This window comes from Corallococcus sp. CA049B (assembly GCF_003611685.1).
Lineage (GTDB): Bacteria > Myxococcota > Myxococcia > Myxococcales > Myxococcaceae > Corallococcus > Corallococcus coralloides.
This window is the reverse complement of record NZ_RAWC01000169.1, coordinates 1-19,968: the sequence shown is the minus strand read 5'-3', so window position 1 is coordinate 19,968 and position 19,968 is coordinate 1. Positions and strand designations below refer to the sequence as shown.

Below are 19,968 nucleotides of genomic sequence, written 5' to 3'. Positions count from 1 at the left end.
CTCTTCCCCCGTCCGACGCCACCCCCGAGGACCTGCGCGCCGTCGAAGAGCTTGCCCAGGCCCGCAACGCCATCGTCGAGCAGATTGAAAAGCGCGTCGTCGGCCAGCGGGACGTGGTGGAGCACCTGCTGATTTCGCTCTTCAGCCGCGGCCACTGCCTCTTCGTGGGCGTGCCGGGCCTGGCGAAGACGCTGCTCATCTCCACGCTGGCGGACGTGCTCAACCTGTCCTTCAACCGCATCCAGTTCACGCCGGACCTGATGCCGTCGGACATCACCGGCACGGACATCCTGGAAGAGGACAAGACCACCGGCCGCCGCTCCTTCCGCTTCATGCAGGGCCCGCTGTTCGCGAACATCATCCTCGCGGACGAGGTGAACCGCACGCCGCCCAAGACGCAGGCCGCGCTCCTCCAGGCCATGCAGGAGTACCGCGTCACCGCCGGTGGCCGCACGTACCCGCTGGAGCTGCCCTTCCTCGTCTTCGCGACGCAGAACCCCATCGAACAGGAGGGCACCTATCCCCTCCCGGAAGCGCAGCTGGACCGCTTCATGTTCCTGGTGGACGTGGGCTACCCCACCGCCGAGGAGGAGGTGCAGATCGTCAAGAGCACCACCGCCGGGGCGCCGCCGAAGCTGGAGAAGATTCTGTCCCCCGAGCGCATCCTCGCCCTCCAGGAGCTGGTGCGCCGCGTGCCGGTGCCGGACCACGTGGTGCGCTACGCGGTGGACCTGGTGCGCCACACGCGTCCCAAGGAAGCGGGCGCGCCGGACTTCGTGGCGAAGAACGTGTCCTGGGGCGCGGGCCCTCGCGCGAGCCAGTACCTGGTGCTCGCGGCCAAGGCGCGCGCCATCCTCAACGGCCGCTTCGTGGCCACGGTGGAGGACGTGCGGGCGCTGGCGAGGCCCGTGCTGCGCCACCGCGTGCTGCCCAACTTCACCGCGGAGAGCGACGGCATCACGTCCGTGAAGCTCATCGATCAGCTCCTCACGGTGGTGAAGGGCTAGGCGCGTCCACCCCATGGCGCTGCTCGACGCCCAGACGCTGTCCCGCCTCCAGGGCGTGAAGCTGCGCGCCCGCGCCGTGATGGAGGGCGTGCTGTCCGGCCTCCACAAGAGCCCCCATCAGGGCCAGAGCGTGGAGTTCGCCGAGCACAAGGAGTACGCCCCCGGCGACGAGCTGCGCCACCTGGACTGGAAGGCCTACGGCAAGTTCGACAAGTACTACGTCAAGCGCTTCGAGCATGAGACGAACCTGCGCTCGGTGATGGTCGTGGATGCGTCCGCGTCCATGGGCTACCAGAGCGGCGCGATGTCCAAGCTGGAGGTGGCCAAGACGCTCGCGGGCGCGCTCAGCTACCTGCTCGTGCGCCAGCAGGACGCGGCGGGCCTGGCCGTCATGGTGGGCGGCGCGTTCAAGGACGTGCCGCCCCGCGCCTCCGCCGGTCACCTCAACGTGCTGCTGGACGCGCTGGAGCACACGGAGGCCAAGGGCCCCACGGACCTGGGCAGCGCGGCGGATCACCTCGCGGAGGTGCTGCCCCGGCGCTCCACGGTCATCGTGCTGTCGGACCTGCTGGATGAACGGCAGGAGGCGCTCAAGCGCATCCTGGCCCTCAGGCAGCGCAAGAACGACGTGGCGGTGTTCCACCTGGTGGACCCCGCGGAGCTGACGTTCCCCTTCGACGACCCCACGCTCTTCCTGGACATGGAGGGCGAGGGCCGCATCGAGGTGAACCCGCGTGAAATCAAGCAGAGCTACCTGGAGGAGTTCGGCGCGTTCCTCGCGGACGTGAAGGCGAAGTGCGCTGAAGCCGACGTGGACTACGAATTGGTGCGCACCGACGAGCGGCTGGATGAGGTGCTGCTGCGCTTCCTGGGACGCCGAGGGAGGCGCCGGTGACGTTCGGCAACCCGTGGTTCCTCCTGGGCACGCTGGGTGCGCTCATCCCCGTGCTGGTGCACCTGTTCGACCGGCGCCGGCCGAGGGCGCATCCGTTCGGGCCGCTCGCGTTCGTGCTGCGCAGCCAGAAGCGCACGGCGAGCCGGCTCAAGCTGAAGCGGCTGCTCCTGTACGCGCTGCGCACGCTCATCCTGCTGGCGATCCCCATCGCGCTGGCGCGGCCGGAGTTCACCCGCGACGCGCAGGCGGCCACGGTGACGCGCGGGCCGGCGGCCACGGCGGTCATCCTGGACGCGTCGCTGTCCATGCGCTGGTCGGACGGCACGTCGAACTTCGAGAAGGGCCGAGACGAGGCACGTGACGCGCTCAAGGACCTGCTGCCGGAGGAGCCCGCCACGGTGATGGTGTGCACGGCGTCGCCGGAAGCGCCTCCGCCGCCGGGCTTCGACCGGGCACGGCTGCGCGCGCTGGTGGACGAGGCGAAGCCCACCTACGGCACGGCGGACCTGTCGCGCTGCCTGGACATGGCCGCGCGGTCCCTGGAGGAGAACCCGATGCCGGGCAAGCGCCTGGTGGTGGTCTCCGACATGACGGGCTCCGGCTTCCGGCTGGAAGCGCCGCCGCCCACGGTGAAGGGGCCCACGGGCGCGCTGGTGAAGCCGGAGGTCGTGCTGCGCGACGTGGCGTCCGGGCGCGAGTCGCTGGACAACCACGCGTTGGTGGACCTGCGGGTGGAGCCCGCGCTGCAGGCGGGGCCGCGCGCGTACCAGTTCACGTTCACGGTGCGGAACTTCGGCGCGACGCCGGCCAAGGACCTGGAGGCCGCGGTGCGCGTGGGCGAGTCCACGCTGGCCAAGGGCTTCGTGGACGTGCCCGCGGGCGGCACGACGCAGAAGACGCTGACGGTGCGCTTCCCGCAGGGCGGCACGGTGGTGGGCCAGGTGACGCTCGCGCCGGACGCGCTGGCGGAGGACGACCGGCGGTCCTTCGTGCTGCCGGTGCCGCGCGGGCTGAAGGCGCTGGTGGTGAACGGCTCGCCGCACGCGACGCGCTACCGGGACGAGGCCTTCTTCGTGGACGCGGCGCTCACGTCGCCGGGCTCGCCGGTGGACGTGGCGGTGCGCGACGCGGAGGTGGGGCTGCGCGAGGACTTCAGCGCGTACGACCTGGTGCTGCTGCTCAACACCCCGGCGCCGTCCGAGGAGGAGGCGCGGAAGCTGGCGGCCTTCGTGGAGAACGGCGGCGGCCTCTTCGTGAGCGTGGGCGACCACGTGAACCCGGAGGCGTACAACCAGCGGCTGGGCACGCTGCTGCCGCGCCCCCTGCGCCTGGTGCGCACGAGCGCCGAGCGCGAGGACCCGGACGCGGAGACGAAGACGGCGAAGCTGGCGCAGGTGAAGGTGGACCATCCGCTGTTCGCGCCCTTCACGGGCCGCGCGGAGGAGGGGCTCATCGGGGCGCGCTTCTACAAGTACATGCTGCTGGAGGCGGACAGCCCGTCCGCGCCGGGCACCAGCCAGGTGCTGGCCACGTACGAGGACGGGGCGCCCGCGGTGGCGGTGGCGCGCCGGGGCAAGGGTCGCGTGGCGCTGTTCACCAGCACGGTGGACCGCGACTGGAGCGACTTCGCCATCCGCACGAGCTTCCTGCCGCTGATGCAGCGCTTCGCCGCGTACCTCACGGGCTCGCTGGAGGAGCGCGAGGAGGTGCGCGTGCGCGTGGGTGAGACCGTGACGCTGCGCCCGGAGGGCACGCAGAAGGTGGCGGGCGTGCGCGCGCCGGATGGCAGCGAGCTGCCGGTGAAGGCGCAGCCGGACGGTTCGTTCGTGGCGGGCCCCACGGTGGAGCCGGGCGTGCACGCGGTGCTGGGCGCGGATGGGAAGCCCGTGGCCGCGCTGGACTTCGCCGCCACGCTGGACCCGGCGGAGAGCGACCTGACGCGCGTGCCGCCGGACACGCTGACGGCCTACTTCGGCGAGGACACGGTGAAGGCCTCCACGGGGGACGCGGACAAGCCCGCGGTGCCGCTGTGGACGTGGCTCATCCTGGCCGCGTGCCTGGCGTTCTTCTTCGAAGGCACCCTGCTGCGGAAGTAGCCCCGGCCGCTCCGCGCCCTGACAGGCAGCCGACGCTCGGGGCACGCATCCACTGCCCCTCGGGAGCCGGGCTCTGCCACACTGCGCGGCCGTGAGCCCTGCTTCCGCCCTGTACCGCGACTGCGCCCGCCTCTTCATGGTGGGCTTCCCTGGCACCCGCATCGACGCCGACCTCGCGGCGCTGATGGACGACGGCATCTACGGCGCCATCCTCTTCAAGCGCAACGTGGGCACCGCGGCGGAGACCGCGGCGCTGTGCCGTGACATCAAGACGCGCGCGGGCCGGCCCTTCATCCTCTCCGTGGACCAGGAGGGCGGCCGGGTGGCGCGCCTCCGCGGTGAGCCCTTCACCGCCCTGCCTCCCATGCGTGAGCTGGGACAGCGCGGCGACGAAGCCCTGGCCGAGCGCGTGGGCCGGCTGCTCGCGCACGAGCTGCGCGCCGTGGGCTTCGACTGGGACTTCGCGCCCGTGCTCGACGTGGACACCAACCCGGCCAACCCCGTGATTGGCGACCGCAGCTTCAGCCGCGACCCGGTGGAGGTGGGCCGGCTGGGCGTGGCGCTCGCCAGGGGCCTGGAGGCCGGCGGCGTGGCGTCCTGCGGGAAGCACTTCCCCGGCCACGGCGACACGACGACGGACAGCCACCTCACCCTGCCGAAGCTGCCGCACGACCTGGAGCGCCTGCGCCGCGTGGAGCTGGTGCCGTTCCAGGCCTTCGCGAAGGCGGGGCTCGCGTCGCTGATGACCGCGCACGTGCTGTTCGACGCGCTGGAGCAGGGCGTCCCCGCCACCATGAGCCACCGCGCACTGCACGACCTGCTCCGCGAGGAGCTGGGCTTCGACGGCGTGGTCGTCAGCGACGACCTGGAGATGAAGGCCATCGCGGACCACTACTCCGTGGCGGAGGCCGCGGTGCAGGGCACGCTCGCGGGCGTGGACCTGTTCCTCGTGTGCCACAAGGCGGACGTGCAGCGCACCGCCATCGAAGCGCTGGTGAAGGCGGTGGAGTCCGGCCGCGTCCCGCGCGAGCGCATCACGGAAGCGCACCGCCGCCTGGACGCGCTCGCCGCCCGCTTCGCGCACCCCGCCGAGGACCGGCTCGCCACGCTGGGCGACGCGGAGCACCGCGCGCTGGCCGAGGGACTCGCCAGTGCCTTCACCGGCAAGGACCCCACGGAGGTCATGCTCGCGTCGCGTTAGTGGGTGGCGTGCCTGGAGCCCAGCTCGGAGCCCTGGCCCATGGGGCCCTGGAAGCGGAGGGCCCCGCCCCGGTCTCCGGGCACCGGCTCCTGCGGCGTGGTGAAGCCGGGCGCGCCAATCTGGTTTTGCAGGCCCTGGGCCCCGGCGGGCTGCGGCTTCAGCGGCGACCCACTCGCGTCCGTGGGCGTGGTGGCGCCAGAACCCCCCGTTCCCGGTGGCGCGGGCTGCTGCGTATTGGCGACGCCCTGGTAGCGGCTCCCCGCGCGCGGCATCGTGGGCTTGTCACGGTTGCAGCCGGGGCCGACCAGCGCGGCCGTCGCGGCGCACACCGCCACCAGCGTCCAATGATGAAGTCTCTTTGAGTGCATGGCCTGCTCCCTCCAGAAGCCGTCATGGCCTCGACAGAAGGAGTGGCCACCCCTGCGCCCCACCGGGAGTGGCAGGGCCGGAGTCCGGACGCCCGCTGGCACGCTGGCCGGCGGGCGCCCTGGGATTTCCGTCCAACTACCGGTCGTGCAGGTAGACGGGCGGGCTGACGTAGGAGTAGGGCGCGTCGAAGCCGCGCGTGAGCTCGTTCGCGGTGGAGATGCTCCAGCCGCCCAGCCCCTCGGCCGCGGGCGAATAGGTCGCCCCGCCGAGCACGCCGTAGCGGTGCGCCATCATGCCGCCCGCGTCATCCCACTTGGAGTTGTTGGACTTGCCCGCCTTGGCCGGCGTGCGCGGGTCGATGCTGGAGCCGATCTTCTCGATGGTGGAGTTGTAGCCCCGGTCCACCGTCAGCACGTGGGGAGGCAGCTTCGCGGCCGCGTCACCGTGGTGCGCGTCAGCGGGGTTCTCATGCCCCTGCTGCTCGGCCACGTTGTAGACGGCCTCCGGCTGCGTCCCACGCTGCGCGAAGGCATTGCCCCGCGACTCGTCCGGCTGCTTGCCGCCCGTCTCGGGCAGCCCGCCACAGGCCGTGCCCAAGAGCACGCCCGCCGCCAGCGCCGCCGCCCCCATCCACCGCTGAATGCCTCGCTCGCGCATGTTCATCGTCTCCGCCATTCCCCAGGAATGGTCATGCCGTTCTCGCCCACCACCGGGCATCCACCCGAGGGCAGGCCCTGCCGGCCGCCCGCTGTCCGACCCGAGGGCCGACAGGGCATCATCGTGAACGGCCAGCCCCGCCCGGGGAGAGAGGAGCCAGCCACGGGCGCAGGCATACACGGTCCCGGCCTCCCTGTCCCGCCAGGAGTGCACCGGCGCCCGCCCCACTTCAGGCGCGAGCGCCCTTCCGGGCCGCGCCCTTCGCCGCCGGAGCCTTCTTCGCCGCCGGTTTCTTGACAGTCGCCGGCTTCGCCTCCGCCGCGGCGGAGGCCTTCTTCGCCGCCGGAGCCTTCGCCGGAGCCTTCTTCGGGGCCGGAGCCGCGTCGGAGGACGCACCGCCCTGGAGCGTGGCCAGGACCTCCGCGACGTGGCCGGCCACCTTCACCTTGGGCCACACGCGGACGACCTTCGCGTCCGGGCCAATGAGGAAGGTCGCGCGGATGAGGCCCATGAACTTGCGGCCATAGAGGGACTTCTCCCCCCATACGCCGTACGCGTCCGCCAGCGCGTGGTCCGGGTCCGCCAGGAGCGAGAACGGCAGCCCCTGTTTCGTGGCGAACTTCTGGTGGGACGCGACGCTGTCCGGAGACACGCCCAGCACCACCGCGCCGGCCTTCACCAGCGCGGAGTGTTCATCGCGGAAGTCGCACGCCTCCGTGGTGCAGCCGGGGGTCGCGTCCTTCGGATAGAAGTAGAGGACGACGTGCCGCCCCTTGAACTGCGAGAGGGAGACGGTGGCGCCGCTCTGGTCGGGGAGCGAGAAGCCGGGGGCCTTGTCACCTGCTTGGGGCATGGGCATGTGTCGGCTCCATACCCAGACCCCGAGGGCTTCTCAACTCCACGCGCGCATCAAGGACTTCAGCGCGCGCCCTCGCCCGGAGGATGGACCTCTTCGCCCGGCGGATGGTCGTGGGCCTCCAGCTTGACCAGGTCCGTCTGGCAGCTCTCCAGCACCTTGCGCAGCATGTTGCGCGTCGCGTCCGTGCGGGCCTCGCCCATCTTCTTCGCGAGCGATTCACACGCGGCGCGCTTGGCCTCCACGTCGCTGGCCCCGCGCCCCGTCGCACCGGGCCGGGCCAGGGGACGCGGTGGGACCTTCTCCTGCGCGGCCTTCAGCGCGGCCAGGCGCTTGTCGGCCTCCGGGCGGGCCTTGGAGTCCTTGGGGACGGCCTCGAACTGGGCGGCGACCTCCGTCCACGCCGGGTCCTGGGCGGGGAGCTTCTGGTTGATCAGCTCCTGGTAGCGATCCTCGGCCTTCTTCAACTGCTCCGGACCGGGGTCGGTGGAGCAGCCCGACAGTGCGAGCAGCCCCGCGAGCAGCAACGCGGCGGAAGTTCGGGGATGGGCAATGCGCATGGTGTGGGACGTCCTCCTGCTGGCCACAGGGTTAAACCACGGCTAGGGTGCGCCGTCGTGGCTCCCATCCTGCTCGCCTTCCTGCTCGGCCTGACCCAAGGCATGCTCCACGCCCTGGGGCCGGACCACTGCGCCGCCATGGCCACGCTCGGCACCCTGGGCGGCGGCCGGCGCCGCGTCGCCATCATGACGGCGCTGCGCTTCGCCCTGGGCCACGCGGCCATGCTGGGCGGCATCGCGGCGGTGTGCCTCTTCGCGGGCGTGGGCCTGTCGGAGACCTTCGAGCGGTGGGCGGAGGTGTTCGGCGGCGCGGTGCTGGTGGCGCTGGCCGTCACCGCCCTGCTCTTCCCGCACAGCCTGGACCACGGCCACCCGCACCTGCCCGGCCACGACCGCGAGCCGCACGAACACGTGCACACCGTGAGCACCGCGGCCGGGGCCTTCATGGCCGTGAGCGGCGTGCGGTCGCTGCTCATCGCGCTGCCCCCGCTGCTGGTGGGCGGCAGCATGAGCCTGTCCGCGTGGACGTACCTGCCCGGCTTCGCGCTGGGCATCCTCATCGGCATGGGCGCGGTGGGCCTGCTGTTCGCGGAAGGCCTGTCGCGCGCCAACGCGCGCATCAGCCTGTGGATCCAGCGCGGCGTGGCGCTGGGCTCCGGCGCGCTGGGCCTGTTCTGGATTGGCTCGCGGCTCGTCTGAAGAAGCACCGCGGGCCCGGGAAGCCTCCCAGGCCCGCTTCGAGGCACCGCGAAGCGCTACGAGCGCTTGTCCAGGATGCCCAGCGCCATCATCGACACCAGGAAGCCGTAGACGACGTGCTCCGGGCGGTTGGCGAACGCGAGCAGCTCCGCCACCACGCGGTTGCCGTCAATCTTGGGCAAGAGCTCCGCCTCCCAGCGCTCCAGCTCCACCTCGTTGAGGCCGTAGGCGGGCGCGACGGCGGGGATGAGCCGGTCCTCGGGCTGGAGCAGGCGGCGCAGGCGCTCCGGCTTGTAGAGCTTCTTGATGCCCCGGACGATGAGGTTCGCCGGGTGCACGTCCAGCTTGATGGACTCCGAGGAGGCCTTCTCCTTGAAGCTCATCACGTACGTGCCCTCCTCCCAGGAGAAGACCGAGTAGATGATGGCCTTCACCTGCTGGCCCACGTAGTACAGCCGCTCGGTGTCCTTGAGCAGGGCGCGCTCCACCAGCACGTCACCGGTGCGCCGGTGGCTCTGCGCGGCGACGGCGGACGCGTCCTGGAGCTGCTCGGGTTTTATCTTCCCCACGCGCACCAGGAACTGCCCGAAGCGGTCCGCCAGCAGGTTGGAGAGCGCGAACACCGGGGTGCCGTTCTCGAAGTAGACGACCTTCTTCACCTTGCCGCGCTGCACGCCCAATTCGCCCGTCTCGCGCGACAGGTAGAAGGCGGTGAGCAGCGAGGGCAGGTTGTCCCTCAGCTCGCCCCGGCGGCTGCCCGGCGCGCCCGCGCCCACCGGCAGCGGATCCGGCGGGCGGCCCGGCGTGGGGGGCCGCACCTGGGTGGTGGACACCTTCTGCATGGGCGTGGCGGTGAGGTTGGCGCCGCGGATTTCGGCCGTGAGGTTGCCGCCGCCGGTGACCTTGATGCGGCCGGTCAGCTCCATGGCGTCCTGCGGGCCCTCCTCCTCCACGTCGATGTCCAGCTCCACCTCGAAGGCGTCGGCCATGGAGGCGGCGGGGACCTTCTTCTCCGCAGGCAGCACCTTGGCCACCGCTTCCAGCAGCTTCTGGGCCTCGAAGGGTTTCTCGAAGTAGCCGGCGGCCTGGTACTTCTGGCGCGCTTCGGTGGCGTGCTTGCCGCCCTTGAAGACGCCGGTGATGAAGAGCAGCGGCAGCTGGGGGTTGTCCTTCCGCAGCGTGTCCGCCAGGTGGTAGCCCATCATGTCCGGCAGCAGGATGTCCAAGACAGCACAGCCGGGGGGCTGGGCGCGGGCGGCCTCGATGGCCTGCTTGCCACGGCTGGCGCCCACCACCTCATACCCGGCGTCCTCGAACAGCTGCGTGAGGAGGGAGAGGAGCTCCTGGTTGTCGTCCACGACGAGGATTCGAGGCGCCATCGCGGGGGGACCGTAGCAGATTCGGACGCCGGGGCGGCCAGCGTTTCCAGGGAACCCCGGAAGGCCGCCCGCTTCAGACGATGGATGCAAGCGCCCGGCTGGAGCGTTAGGGTGTCGCCCGCCTCATGCCCTCCCTCTTCTCCCGCATCCCCCCGGCAGGGCTCCTGGCCGGGCTCCTCCTGTTCTCCCCCCTGACGGTCCTGGCCCAGGAGGGTCCGCAGCAGGACGCGGGCCAGCCGGACGATCCGAACTCCCCGGAAGGGGACGACAACACCGGGCGCGTGCCCACGGACTGCCGCAGCACCAGCGACTGCGCGCCGCGCTTCACTTGCGTGGCGACCAAGTGCAAGTACACCGGCATCCGCCAGGCGGAGACGCAGGGCTGTCTGTTGGGTCCGCAGGCGGCGCTGATGGTGCTGGGCGTGGCCGCCGTGGCAGGCTCGCGGCGGCGCCGGTAGCCCCGGCAGGCCCCACTCCCCCCACCCCAAGGAGCGACGCGCGATGCGGCTGGGCCTGAAGGCAAGCAACCTCCTGGAGCGGGTGGCGGACTTCCTCAACCTGGCGCCGCAGCCCCTGGCGCACGCCTTCTTCGGGATGATGGCGTCGCGGACGCTGATGGCCGGGGCCCGGCTGGGCGTCTACGCGGCGCTGGCGGACGGCGCGGCGACTGCGGAGGCGCTGGCGGCGCGGCTCAAGACGAGCACGGAGGGCATGCGGGCGCTGCTGGAAGCGCTCATCGCCTGCGAGGTGGTGGAGCTGAGCCGGGGCCGCTTCCGGCTGGCGCCCCGGGCGCGGCGGTGGCTGGACCCGCGCTCGCCGCAGGCCATCACGGCGTTCCTGGAGTTCAACTACGCGCAGTGGGACTGGTGGGGGCAGCTGGAGACCGCGGTGAAGAGCGGTCAGTCGGTGGACATCCACCAGTTCGCACCGGACGACCCGCGCTGGCGGGACTACATCCAGGCCATGTACCAGCTGGCGCGGCTGGCCTCGCCGGAGGTGGCGGCGGCCATTCCCCTGCCCCGGGGCGCCAGGCACCTCCTGGACCTGGGCGGCGCGCATGGCTGGTACGCGGCGGAGCTGTGCCGGATGCACCGCGGGCTGAAGGCCACGGTGGTGGACCTGGAGGGCAGCGTGCGCGTGGGGCGGGACATCATCGCCCAGGCGGGGCTGTCGCACCGGGTGACGCACAAGGAAGGGGACGTGCTGACCGCGGAGCTGGGCGGGCCGTATGACGGCGCGCTGCTGTTCCAGGTGATGCACCACCTGACGCCCGCGCAGAACGTGGCGCTCCTCCGGCGCGTGCGCGGGGCCATGGTGTCCCGGGGAACGCTGGCGGTGCTGGAGTACCTGCGCGAGGAGCGGGACACGCAGGGGACCTCCGCGCCGCTCATCGGCTTGCACTACTTCCTCACGTCCGGAGCGGCGTCCTACACGCCCGCGGAGGTCGAGGGCTTCCTGGATGACGCGGGTTTCAAGGTCCAGAGCACGCGGCCCATCCGGCATCTGCCCTTGCAGACGTTGATCATCGCGCAGCCGGACTGACAGTCCCGGCGCCGGCTTGTCAGACGGTGGAGGTAACTCCACACTCCAGGCATGGCCTATGGCGCGAAACCACTCGAAGGTCCGGCGACCTTCGCTGACATCGAGGCCCTGCCCGAGGGCGTGGTGGGCGAGATCATTGATGGGACGCTGTATGAGCATGCGCGGCCACGTACCGAGCATGGCTACTTCGAAGTGAGGCTCTTCCGGGAACTCGATGAGCCTTTCCAATTGGGCGAGGACGGACCGGGCGGCTGGTGGCTCATGACCGAGCCCGGCATCCGGGTGGGCGGCTCTCCGGAGTTCATCCCGGACCTCGCGGGCTGGCGGCGCGAACGGGTTCCCCTGATGCCCAAGGGGCAGTGGACGGATGTTCCCGACTGGGCGTGTGAAATCCTGTCACCGACCACGCGGGGCTACGACACGCGCATCAAGCGGCCCTTCTACGCGCGCATTGGCATCAAGCACCTGTGGTTCGTGGACCTGGACTCACGCACGCTCACCGTGAGCGAGCTGCGTGATGGCCTCTGGGTGGAAGTGGGCGTCTACGGCGAGCAGGATGACCTCATCCGCGCCCCGCCCTTCGAGGAGCGGGACCTGCGGCTGGGCTGGCTCTGGAAGTCGCTTCCTTCCCCGGACTAACGCGGCTTCGGCTTCGCCAGGGGCGGAGGCTTCGGCCTCCGGGCCATCCGCTCGCGTTCGACTTGCAGCTCGCGCTCGACGACTTCGCGGTGGAACTTCGCGAAGTTCACGGGCTCCATCAGGCGCAGCCCCGGGTTCGGGCCCGCGTGTTCGAGGATGGCGTCGAGCGCGCCCAGCGCCTCCGGGAGGAACTCCTCCCGAAGCAACACGAGCGCCCGGCCCATGAGCGCGGAGGACACCAGTGCGCGCATCCTCGGGTCCGTGTCCTCGCAGTAGCGCACGTCCACCTCGTCGAACGCCTCCAGCGCTTCCTCCATGTGCCCCAATCCCGCGAGCGCGACGGCTCGCTGGCACAGCGCCACCGCCGTCTGCTCCACCAGGAACGGCTCGGTGTTTCCTTCGTACTCCTTCAGGAGCGCCTCGGACTGGCTCAGCGCCTCCTCGAACCGCTGACCCTGGTTATGGGCGGCGAGCAACACCGTCCGCGCCATCTCCACCGGAACGCGCAGGTCGGGCCGCTGCGCGAAGGCCTTGAAGCGGCTCAACAGCCGCTCCAGCCAGTTGCGGCCCATCTCCTCCCGGTCCATCTCCAGCAGCACGCGGGCGCGGTACAGCATCCCCCACGCGACGCCCTCCCAGAGCTCCGACCTGCGCGGGCTCCAGAAGCGGCGCTCCACCTCGTCGAAGTGGACCAGCGCCTCGTTGAACATCCCCTTCTCCCCAATCACCGCGCCCCGGTTCCCCAACGCCCGCGCCACCTGGAGTTGCAACGCCGGCACCTTCGACAACGTGAAGCGCCGGTACACCTCGTCACAGAGCGCGACCACCTCCTCCAGCTCACCCGCGCGGATGCACGCGCGCGCCCGGTCCATCTTCTCCTTCGCCTCCACCTCCGGAGGCACCGCGCCCTCAGCGTCCGGCATCGGCCCGTCCGTCATTCCCGGGCACCAGCGGCGGCACGTCCCGGCCCTCGCCGAAGCCGAGCGCCCAGAAGCGTGGCCGCACCTCCTCCCTCAAGAGGAGCCGCAACAGCAGGTACTTCGCTTCGTCCTGGCCATCCCACGCCATGGGGAAGGTGCCGTAGTGCATCGCCACGGACGTGCCCGAGCGCAGCACGTGGTGCGCCTTCAGCGCGTCCTCCGGCCCCATGTGCACCGGGTGCAGGACGCGCGGACGGAACGCGCCGATGGGCAGCACCGACAGGCGCATGGGCCCGAAGCGCTCCGCGATGCGGTCGAAGTGCGGCCCCAGCCCCGTGTCACCCGCGAAGAGCACCGGGCCTCCGGACGTCTCCAGCACGTAGCCCGCCCACAGCGTCTCCTCCTGGTCCGTCAGCCCCCGGTTCGACCGGTGCTGCGCGGGCACCGCCCACACCTTCAACGCCTGGGGACAACTCTTCGCGGACTGCCACCAGTCCAGCTCCTCCACGCGCTGGAAGCCCTCGTCCAGGAGCAGCTCGCGGTTGCCCAGGCCCACGAGGAAGAGCGGATGGTGCGCAGCCTCCAGCCGCCGCAATGTGGGCAGGTCCATGTGGTCGTAGTGGTTGTGGCTCACCACCACGATGTCGATGGGCGGCAGGTCCTCGAAGCGGATGCCCGGCGGGCGCACGCGCTTGGGGCCCACGAAGGACATGGGGCTCGCCCGCTCCGAATAGATGGGGTCCGTGAGCACGTTCACCCCGTCCGCCTGGAGCAGCACCGTGGCGTGGCCGATGAACGTCACGCGCAGCTCGCCGGGCCCCACGCGCTCCGGCGGCTTCGGGCCGGCGGGCTCCTCCGCGGAGTCGCGCCAGGGGCCGCGCCGCTCCTCCATCACGGCCGCGATCAGCGTGAGCGGGGACAGCTTCGGCGCGTCGCCGATGTTCTGGAACGACTCGCCGTCGAAGTGGTCCGTCACCGGGCCCCGGTGCACGGTGCCGGCGAAGCAGCCGGTGAGCAGCGACAGGGCCAACGTGGGCCACAGCCGCGTCACTTGATGACGATGGTCCAGTCGCATTCGAAGGGCTCTCCGTCGAGGGTGGGCAGCACGTAGCGCGAAGCCTGGATGCTGGCGAGCGCCTGCGCCAGCAGGTCCGGGGGCAGCGTCGCTTCCCGCACCTCGCATTGCTGGGGCACGCCGCCCTGCACCAGCCGGCACGTCACGCGCACGTGGTGCTTGCGGCCTTCGCGCCAGTGCTCGAAGGCCTCCTGGAACACCGGGTCGTCCGGCGGACTGCCGCGCACGCGCCGGGGCTCCTTCACGTGCTGGGACAGCCACGAGCAGGCGTCCTTCACCTGTCCGTCACACGCCTTGCCCATCAGCGACAACGCGCGCAGCCGCTCCGGGCCTTGAGCGTTCGTGGCCAGCAGCGTGAGCGCCTGGTCGAAGCACTGCTTCGCCGTGCGCACCGTGCAGTCCTCCGTGGAGACCGGAGGCGTGCCCGCGGCGAAGGCCCCCAAGGGCGCGGGGCGCATCAGGTCCTCCGCCACGCGTGCGGGGTCGCTGCGCCGCTGGCCGCATGCGGACAGCAGCGCCAGCGGGAGGAAGAGGAAACGCCAGGTCATGGCGCCATCGTAGACGGCCCGCGCCCGGGAAGGGATGTCAGCGCTACCGGGCGGTGGCCGGGGCCTCGTACAGCCACGTTTCCAGCCCACCCAGCATCCTGTTCATGGGCGGATCGTCCCTCACCGGGGAGGTCCCTTCGGGTGGGGTGGAGAGGGGCGGAGGTCGTGGCGGCGCGCGGCTTCAATGGCCCGGGCCAGGGCGCGTGTCCCGGCGCGCATGTCGTCCGGGCGCACGCCGCCAAAGCCGAAGACGAGGCCGGACTCGCGGCGGCGGCCGAGGAAGTAGTCGGACAGGGCGGCGACCTCCACGCCCTTCCGGGCGGCCTCATCGCGGACACGCAGGTCGGACAGAGGAGTGGCCAGGGATGCGCAGACCTGCATCCCGGTGTCGCAGGGCCGGGGCGTCAGCACGTCCGGGCAGTCGGCGCGCAGGGCTTCGAGCAGGGCTTCACCGCGTTCGCGATAGGCCACGCGCATCCGGCGCAGGTGACGGGCGAAGTGTCCCTCCGCGAGGAACGCGGCGAGCGCGGCCTGCTCCAGCGTGGAGGCGGGCGCGGACGCGGCGGCGCGCGAGGCGGAGAAGACCTCCACGAGCAAGGGCGGCACCACGAGGAAGCCCAGGCGCAGGCCGGGGAACATCGACTTGCTGAACGTGCCCACGTAGACCACGCAGCCGGCGTCATCGAGTCCCTGGAGCGCGGTGAGGGGGCGGCCGCGGTGACGGAACTCGCTGTCGTAGTCGTCCTCGATGATCAGCGAGCGCGTCCGTTCTGCCCACTGGAGCAGCGCCATCCGCCGCGCCAGGCTCAGCGTGACGCCCAGCGGGTATTGGTGCGAAGGAGCGACCAGCGCGACCCGGGCCCGAGGCGCACGAGTCAGGCCCGCGCTCACGTCGAGCCCGTCCCCATCCACGGGGATGGGCACCGGACGTCCCCCGGCTGCGAGCACGGCGCGCTGCACACCGGGATAGCCAGGGTCCTCCACCCAGACGGAGTCCCCCGGGTTCAGCGCGAGCCGGAGCACTTCATCGAAGGCCTGCTGGGTGCCCACCGTGATGAAGACCTGCGCCGGGGAGCAGCGCACGCCACGAGATACGGACACATGGGTGGCGATGGCGTCACGCAGCGGCGCATGGCCCGAAGGGTCACTCCCGTCGAGCAACCCCGTGCTCGCGCGCGCATGAACGCGGGACACCGTGCGGGCCCAGAGCGCTGTGGGGAACAGGTCCAGCGCGGGCACACCGGGCCGGAACGCGCGGGGCGCGGCCCCGAGGCGCGGAGCACCGACCGGTGAGGCCTTCAACGCCCGTGCGGACGCAGCAAGCCGAGGCCCCCGCGAAGCACTTCGCCCCCGTTCTCCGAAGCCAGACGCGCGAGTGTCGGCGAGCCGGGAACCCTGGTCCCGCGCGTCAGGGCTCGGCGCGCGTGTGGCAGCAGGGAGCCAGGGTTCACTGCTCCGGTCTCCAGCGAGGATGGGCAACTCCGGCGCGACACGCGTGCAGGAACCCGCCCGGGCCACGAGGTAGCCCTCCGCCGTGAGCGCGTCCAGCGCCTGGAGGACGGTGCTGCGGGCCACGTCCAGCTCGGTCGCGAGCTGACGAGAGGAGGGAAGCCGCAGGCCGGGTGCCAGTGCCCCCGCGAGGATGCGCGCGCGGATGCCCTCGAAGAGCTGCTCATGGAGCGGCGTGGGACTCCGCGAGTCGAGCCGCAGGAGGAGCGAGGACACAACGCCGTGGGAGGTCTTCAACTGGTATGGTCGGTTCTGTCGAAAGTGGTCTTCATGACCCTACCAGTTCCCTGGCAAGGATGGCCTCCGCACCCGCACCCCGGAAGCCCTCATGCCGTCCTCTTGCTGCTCGGTCCTCGAACTGCGCCAGTACACGCTGCATCCCGGCCAGCGGGACGCGCTCATCTCGCTCTTCGAGCGGGCCTTCATCGAGTCGCAGGAAGCCACCGGCATGCACGTCATCGGTCAGTTCCGTGACGAGGACCGACCGGACCGGTTCGTGTGGCTGCGAGGCTTCCGCGACATGACCTCACGGCGCGAAGCCTTGAGCGCGTTCTATGGCGGCCCGGTGTGGAAGGAGCACCGGAACGAGGCCAACACGACGATGCAGGACTCCGACAACGTCCTGCTCCTGCGGCCAATCAAGGGCCTCGCGCATCCGGGCACGTCCCGTCCACCGCCAGGCGCGGACGCACGTCCCGACTCCCGAGTGGAGGTGACGGTCTGCTACCTGAAGGCTCCCGCGGATGAAGCCCTCACGGCCTGCTTCGAACAGTACGTGCGCCCGGTGCTCACGGAGCTGGGCGCTCCGCCCAGAGGCCTGTTCCAGACCGAGCCCGCGGAGAACACCTTCCCAGCCCTGCCCGTGCGCACGGGCGAGCACGTCTTCGCCTGGCTCACCGTGTTCCCGGATGCGGCGCACCTTCGACGCCGAGCCGCCGCGAAGGGCTGGGCGGAGCCGCTCCAGCCGTGGCTGAGCGCGCCGATTGAACACCTGACGCTGGCCCCCACCGCGCGCTCCGAGCTGCGCTGAAAGGATCCGATCCATGAAGCCCCTCCCTCCCTTGCCCACGGGCGACGTGCACGACTTCGACTTCCTCATGGGCGAATGGACGTGCGTGAACCGGAAGCTCAAGCAACGGCTGACGGGCAGTGACGACTGGGACGTGTTCACGTCCAGGATGCGCTGCCAGCCCCACCTGGGCGGCCTGTCCAACGTCGAGGAGACCGTCTTCGAGCGGGGCTTCTCCGGCATGGCCCTGCGCCTGTTCGACGTGCGCGAGCGCCGCTGGTCCATCCACTGGATCGACAGCCGCCACGCGGTGCTCCAGCCCCCCGTGCACGGAGGTTTCACCGGCGACCACGGCCGCTTCTACGGCGAGGACACCGAAGGAGGCCGCCCGGTCCAGGTCATGTTCAATTGGACCCGCCTGGGCAACGACCGGGCCCGGTGGGAGCAGGCCTTCTCGCTCGACGGAGAGACCTGGGAGACCAACTGGGTGATGGAGTTCACCCGGGCGACGGCCACCGGCTGAACACCTCCGTGGCTGGACCTCCCACACGCACGTCCGCTTGAATGCGTTCATGCGCCGACTGATTGCCGCTGTCCCGCTGTTCGCCCTGGCTGGCTGTTCCTACGTGGGAGTCGGCACGACGCCCAGGAGCCGGTTCTCCGCCGCGCCCGCTGTCTCCAGGCCCGTGGTCATCCAGGTGGGCAAGTCAGAGTCCCCTCCCCTCGAAGCGCCCAAGGCGGAGGAGGAGAAGCCCTCCACCGCCGAGGCCTCCGACGACCCCGGCGCGACGCAGTAGCAGCTCGCGGGATTGTGAACGGACCAGCGCTGAATCGGTTCGACAGGCCTTGGCGCCTCGGGAACCATCCGCGCTCCGCCCGTGCTCCGGAGCCTCCCGATGAAGCCGCATGTCATCTGCCACATGATCTCGTCCATCGACGGGCGCATCGTCGTCAAGCACTGGCCCGACCCGGCGTCGATGCGCGGTGAATACGAGCGCACCGCCGACACCTTCGACGCGGATGCCTGGATGTGCGGCCGCATCACCATGGAGGACTTCGCCGCGAAAGGGGACGTGCCCAAGCCCGCTCCCGCCTCTCCCCTGCCCCGCACGGACTTCGTCGCTCGCAAGGACGCGGAGTCCTACGCCATCGCCCTGGATGCCCACGGCAAGCTGAACTGGGAGTCCGGTGCCATCGACGATGATCACCTCGTCGTCGTGCTCACCGAGTCCGTCCCCGATGCGCACCTCGCCCACCTGCGCGAGCGCGGTGTCTCCTATGTCTTCGGCGGCAAGCAGGACATCGACTTCGCCCGCGTGCTGGAGAAGCTCGGAGACACCTTCGGCATCAAGACCGTGCTGCTGGAGGGCGGCGGCGGCATCAACGGCTCCTTCCTCGCCGCGGGCCTCATCGACGAGGTGAGCCTCCTCATTCACCCCACCGCCGACGGCCTGACCGGCACACCGACCCTGTTCGACCGGCCCCAGGGCTCCACCGGCGCGGGCGCCGCGCTGGAGCTCACCCACGTGGAGCGCCGCGACTCCGGCATCGTGTGGCTCCGCTACCGCGTGCGGCGCTGACAGCGTGTGCGGCCCCCGACGGATGCTTCAGGGAGCGCGAAGCAGCGTGGCGGACTCGTAGAGGCTCTGCTGCTGGAAGACGCCCGCGGCGGAGGTGTCCTTCTCCAGCTTGTCCTGCACGCTCTTGGGCAGCTGCGCGTAGAGGTCCTGGCCCAGCAGCCCTTCCAGCTGGTCCACCGGCACTCGCGACTGCTGGAGCAGCGGGAGGATGTCGTCCTTCTTGGACGGGCCCTCCTTCGCGTTCGGCACCATGTACGCGAACATCGACAGGTTGCCGTTGGGCAGCTCCAGGAGGACCGTCTTGAAGTTGTGCGTGGGGACCGCGATCTGCCGGTCGGCCTTCGAGCCCGTCGTCTGGAGGGACTCGGGCGGCAGCGGCTTGCCCTTGTCGTCCAGGTACAGGTTGCCCGTGACGATGTAGGCCTTGCCGCCGGTCTCCTTGATCATCTCGGAGACACCGCGCTCCAGCGTGCGCCACACCTGCTGGTTGTGGTTGCCGTGCTGGGGCGCGATGTTGCTCATGTAGTGGCTTTCGTTCATCGCCGCCTGCGTGGGCGAGTCCTCGGCCGGCTTCATGTGCCCCCGGTCGAAACCGGTGTTGTTGTAGTCGGAGTCCACCACGCCGCCCTGCTTCAGCTCCGGGTCGCGCACGAAGGTGCTGTCCAGCCGGCTGACGTCCGCGGGCGTCTCCTTCACGTCCGCCGCGGACAGCATGTAGCTCACGAACGTGGGCACGTTCTTGTCCGTGTCCATCAGCGTGCGCGAGTACTCCTTCACCATGTTCAGGCCGGGCGTCGCGCCGCTTTGGCCCACGCCCTGGAGCGGATCCACCTCGCCGGCGACTTCCGCCACGCGGCTCTGGAAGGTGGCCATCTGCTGGTCGGGCACCCACTGCGTGTTCGCGGCCGTGCCCGTGCCCTTGGCCTGGTTCGCCTTGGAGGCGTTGATGTAGGCCGTCAGCTCGTCCGCGGAGAGCTCTCCGTCGCCGTTGCCGCCCAGGAGGTCCGCGCGCTTCGCCACGGACTGCTGCCAGGGGCTGTCGAAGCTGTCCACCTTCGCGGACTGCGCGCCCCCCGCGAGCTTCGCGTCGAGCGCCGCGCGCTGCTGCTGGAGGGCCGTGGACGTGAGGAACTGCGCGTCCGTGGGCGCGGAGAGGTACGCCTCCAGCTCCTTCGCGGACACCTGGCCGTTCGAGGCCCGGCTTCCGTCAGCGCCCTCGTCCGCCGCGTGCAGCAGGCGACCCTGCCAGCTCTCATCCGTCCAGCCGAACTTCTGCTGGAGGTCGGAGATGGCCACCTCCTTGGTGGCGGAGCGCTTCCAGCTGCCCCCCGTGGGCGCCACGACATTCGAAGCGGGCGCGCTGACGGGAGCGTCCGCCCCGGCGGGCACCGCGGTGTTCGCGGGCGCGGCGGTGGGGGCGGCGGCAT

Annotated in this window: 22 protein-coding genes; 12 read left to right on the top strand and 10 right to left on the bottom strand. The window is 71.0% G+C overall.

Annotated features, from left to right (window positions below; all coding sequences use genetic code 11):
* The 4 genes from D7W82_RS28730 to nagZ form a co-directional block, all read left to right on the top strand.
* Window positions 1-1,007 (top strand): MoxR family ATPase (locus D7W82_RS28730; RefSeq protein ID WP_199727848.1); only part of this gene is annotated, 1,007 nt, incomplete at its 5' end.
* 13 nt (window positions 1,008-1,020) lie between these two features.
* On the top strand, window positions 1,021-1,902 hold the full coding sequence (locus tag D7W82_RS28725; protein WP_120561184.1) for a DUF58 domain-containing protein: 882 nt from the start codon (window positions 1,021-1,023) through the stop codon (window positions 1,900-1,902).
* Window positions 1,899-3,998: a BatA domain-containing protein gene (locus D7W82_RS28720; protein WP_120621396.1), complete on the top strand. Its 2,100-nt coding sequence runs from the start codon at window positions 1,899-1,901 to the stop codon at window positions 3,996-3,998. Before D7W82_RS28725 ends, D7W82_RS28720 begins: the two co-directional genes overlap by 4 nt.
* A 136-nt stretch (window positions 3,999-4,134) precedes the next feature.
* Window positions 4,135-5,199 carry a beta-N-acetylhexosaminidase gene (gene nagZ / locus D7W82_RS28715; RefSeq protein ID WP_370451081.1) on the top strand — a complete coding sequence of 355 codons (1,065 nt, stop codon included), beginning with the start codon at window positions 4,135-4,137 and terminating at the stop codon, window positions 5,197-5,199.
* On the opposite strand, the gene D7W82_RS28710 is transcribed toward nagZ, so the two are convergent.
* The 4 genes from D7W82_RS28710 to D7W82_RS28695 form a co-directional block, all read right to left on the bottom strand.
* Complete coding sequence (locus D7W82_RS28710; RefSeq protein ID WP_147439605.1) at window positions 5,196-5,567, bottom strand: hypothetical protein; 372 nt, start codon at window positions 5,565-5,567, stop codon at window positions 5,196-5,198. The two genes, nagZ and D7W82_RS28710, sit on opposite strands and share 4 nt — an antisense overlap.
* A gap of 136 nt (window positions 5,568-5,703) precedes the next feature.
* On the bottom strand, window positions 5,704-6,225 hold the full coding sequence (locus D7W82_RS28705) for a hypothetical protein (protein ID WP_147439603.1): 522 nt from the start codon (window positions 6,223-6,225) through the stop codon (window positions 5,704-5,706).
* Between the two features lie 229 nt (window positions 6,226-6,454).
* Window positions 6,455-7,084 (bottom strand): thioredoxin-dependent thiol peroxidase, encoded by a 630-nt coding sequence (gene bcp, locus D7W82_RS28700; RefSeq protein ID WP_120621392.1) that lies wholly within the window; start codon window positions 7,082-7,084, stop codon window positions 6,455-6,457.
* Between the two features lie 59 nt (window positions 7,085-7,143).
* Entirely contained in the window at window positions 7,144-7,641 is a 498-nt protein-coding gene (locus tag D7W82_RS28695) for a hypothetical protein (protein WP_120621391.1), read from the bottom strand.
* Window positions 7,642-7,698: 57 nt separating this feature from the next.
* On the opposite strand from D7W82_RS28695, the gene D7W82_RS28690 reads away from it, so the two are divergent.
* Entirely contained in the window at window positions 7,699-8,340 is a 642-nt protein-coding gene (locus tag D7W82_RS28690) for a hypothetical protein (protein WP_120621390.1), read from the top strand.
* Between the two features lie 56 nt (window positions 8,341-8,396).
* Here D7W82_RS28690 and D7W82_RS28685 read toward each other — a convergent pair whose 3' ends face one another.
* Window positions 8,397-9,719: a response regulator gene (locus tag D7W82_RS28685; RefSeq protein WP_120621389.1), complete on the bottom strand. Its 1,323-nt coding sequence runs from the start codon at window positions 9,717-9,719 to the stop codon at window positions 8,397-8,399.
* Between the two features lie 125 nt (window positions 9,720-9,844).
* Here D7W82_RS28685 and D7W82_RS28680 point away from each other — a divergent pair, with 125 nt between their 5' ends.
* From D7W82_RS28680 to D7W82_RS28670, 3 genes are read left to right on the top strand one after another with little or no spacing between them, the layout of a single operon-like run.
* Window positions 9,845-10,177 (top strand): MXAN_6627.5 family MYXO-CTERM protein, encoded by a 333-nt coding sequence (locus D7W82_RS28680; RefSeq protein WP_120621388.1) that lies wholly within the window; start codon window positions 9,845-9,847, stop codon window positions 10,175-10,177.
* A 43-nt stretch (window positions 10,178-10,220) separates the two neighbouring features.
* The gene (locus D7W82_RS28675; RefSeq protein ID WP_120621387.1) at window positions 10,221-11,261 is read left to right on the top strand and encodes a class I SAM-dependent methyltransferase; all 1,041 of its coding nucleotides are present in this window, start codon (window positions 10,221-10,223) and stop codon (window positions 11,259-11,261) included.
* Between the two features lie 51 nt (window positions 11,262-11,312).
* Window positions 11,313-11,900 (top strand): Uma2 family endonuclease, encoded by a 588-nt coding sequence (locus tag D7W82_RS28670; protein WP_120621386.1) that lies wholly within the window; start codon window positions 11,313-11,315, stop codon window positions 11,898-11,900.
* Here the strand turns inward: D7W82_RS28670 and D7W82_RS28665 are convergent.
* The 4 genes from D7W82_RS28665 to D7W82_RS28650 form a co-directional block, all read right to left on the bottom strand.
* Window positions 11,897-12,823, bottom strand: coding sequence for a hypothetical protein (locus D7W82_RS28665; protein ID WP_120621385.1), 927 nt, complete (start codon window positions 12,821-12,823; stop codon window positions 11,897-11,899). The two genes, D7W82_RS28670 and D7W82_RS28665, sit on opposite strands and share 4 nt — an antisense overlap.
* Window positions 12,810-13,895: an MBL fold metallo-hydrolase gene (locus D7W82_RS28660; protein ID WP_120621384.1), complete on the bottom strand. Its 1,086-nt coding sequence runs from the start codon at window positions 13,893-13,895 to the stop codon at window positions 12,810-12,812. Before D7W82_RS28660 ends, D7W82_RS28665 begins: the two co-directional genes overlap by 14 nt.
* A complete protein-coding gene (locus D7W82_RS28655; protein WP_120621383.1) occupies window positions 13,868-14,443 on the bottom strand; it encodes a hypothetical protein in 576 nt (191 codons plus the stop codon). Before D7W82_RS28655 ends, D7W82_RS28660 begins: the two co-directional genes overlap by 28 nt.
* A 120-nt stretch (window positions 14,444-14,563) precedes the next feature.
* On the bottom strand, window positions 14,564-16,168 hold the full coding sequence (locus tag D7W82_RS28650; protein ID WP_233587993.1) for a PLP-dependent aminotransferase family protein: 1,605 nt from the start codon (window positions 16,166-16,168) through the stop codon (window positions 14,564-14,566).
* 112 nt (window positions 16,169-16,280) lie between these two features.
* Between D7W82_RS28650 and D7W82_RS28645 the strand changes: the two genes are divergently transcribed.
* From D7W82_RS28645 to D7W82_RS28635, 4 genes are all read left to right on the top strand, one after another.
* Window positions 16,281-16,982 carry an NIPSNAP family protein gene (locus D7W82_RS28645; RefSeq protein ID WP_120621381.1) on the top strand — a complete coding sequence of 234 codons (702 nt, stop codon included), beginning with the start codon at window positions 16,281-16,283 and terminating at the stop codon, window positions 16,980-16,982.
* A gap of 13 nt (window positions 16,983-16,995) precedes the next feature.
* On the top strand, window positions 16,996-17,484 hold the full coding sequence (locus D7W82_RS28640) for a hypothetical protein (protein ID WP_120621380.1): 489 nt from the start codon (window positions 16,996-16,998) through the stop codon (window positions 17,482-17,484).
* Between the two features lie 49 nt (window positions 17,485-17,533).
* Entirely contained in the window at window positions 17,534-17,758 is a 225-nt protein-coding gene (locus tag D7W82_RS40190; protein WP_147439601.1) for a hypothetical protein, read from the top strand.
* A gap of 99 nt (window positions 17,759-17,857) precedes the next feature.
* Window positions 17,858-18,541 carry a dihydrofolate reductase family protein gene (locus D7W82_RS28635; protein ID WP_120621379.1) on the top strand — a complete coding sequence of 228 codons (684 nt, stop codon included), beginning with the start codon at window positions 17,858-17,860 and terminating at the stop codon, window positions 18,539-18,541.
* Between the two features lie 27 nt (window positions 18,542-18,568).
* Here D7W82_RS28635 and D7W82_RS28630 read toward each other — a convergent pair.
* On the bottom strand, window positions 18,569-19,968 hold a 1,400-nt coding region (locus D7W82_RS28630; RefSeq protein ID WP_370451080.1), incomplete at its 5' end, for a DNA/RNA non-specific endonuclease.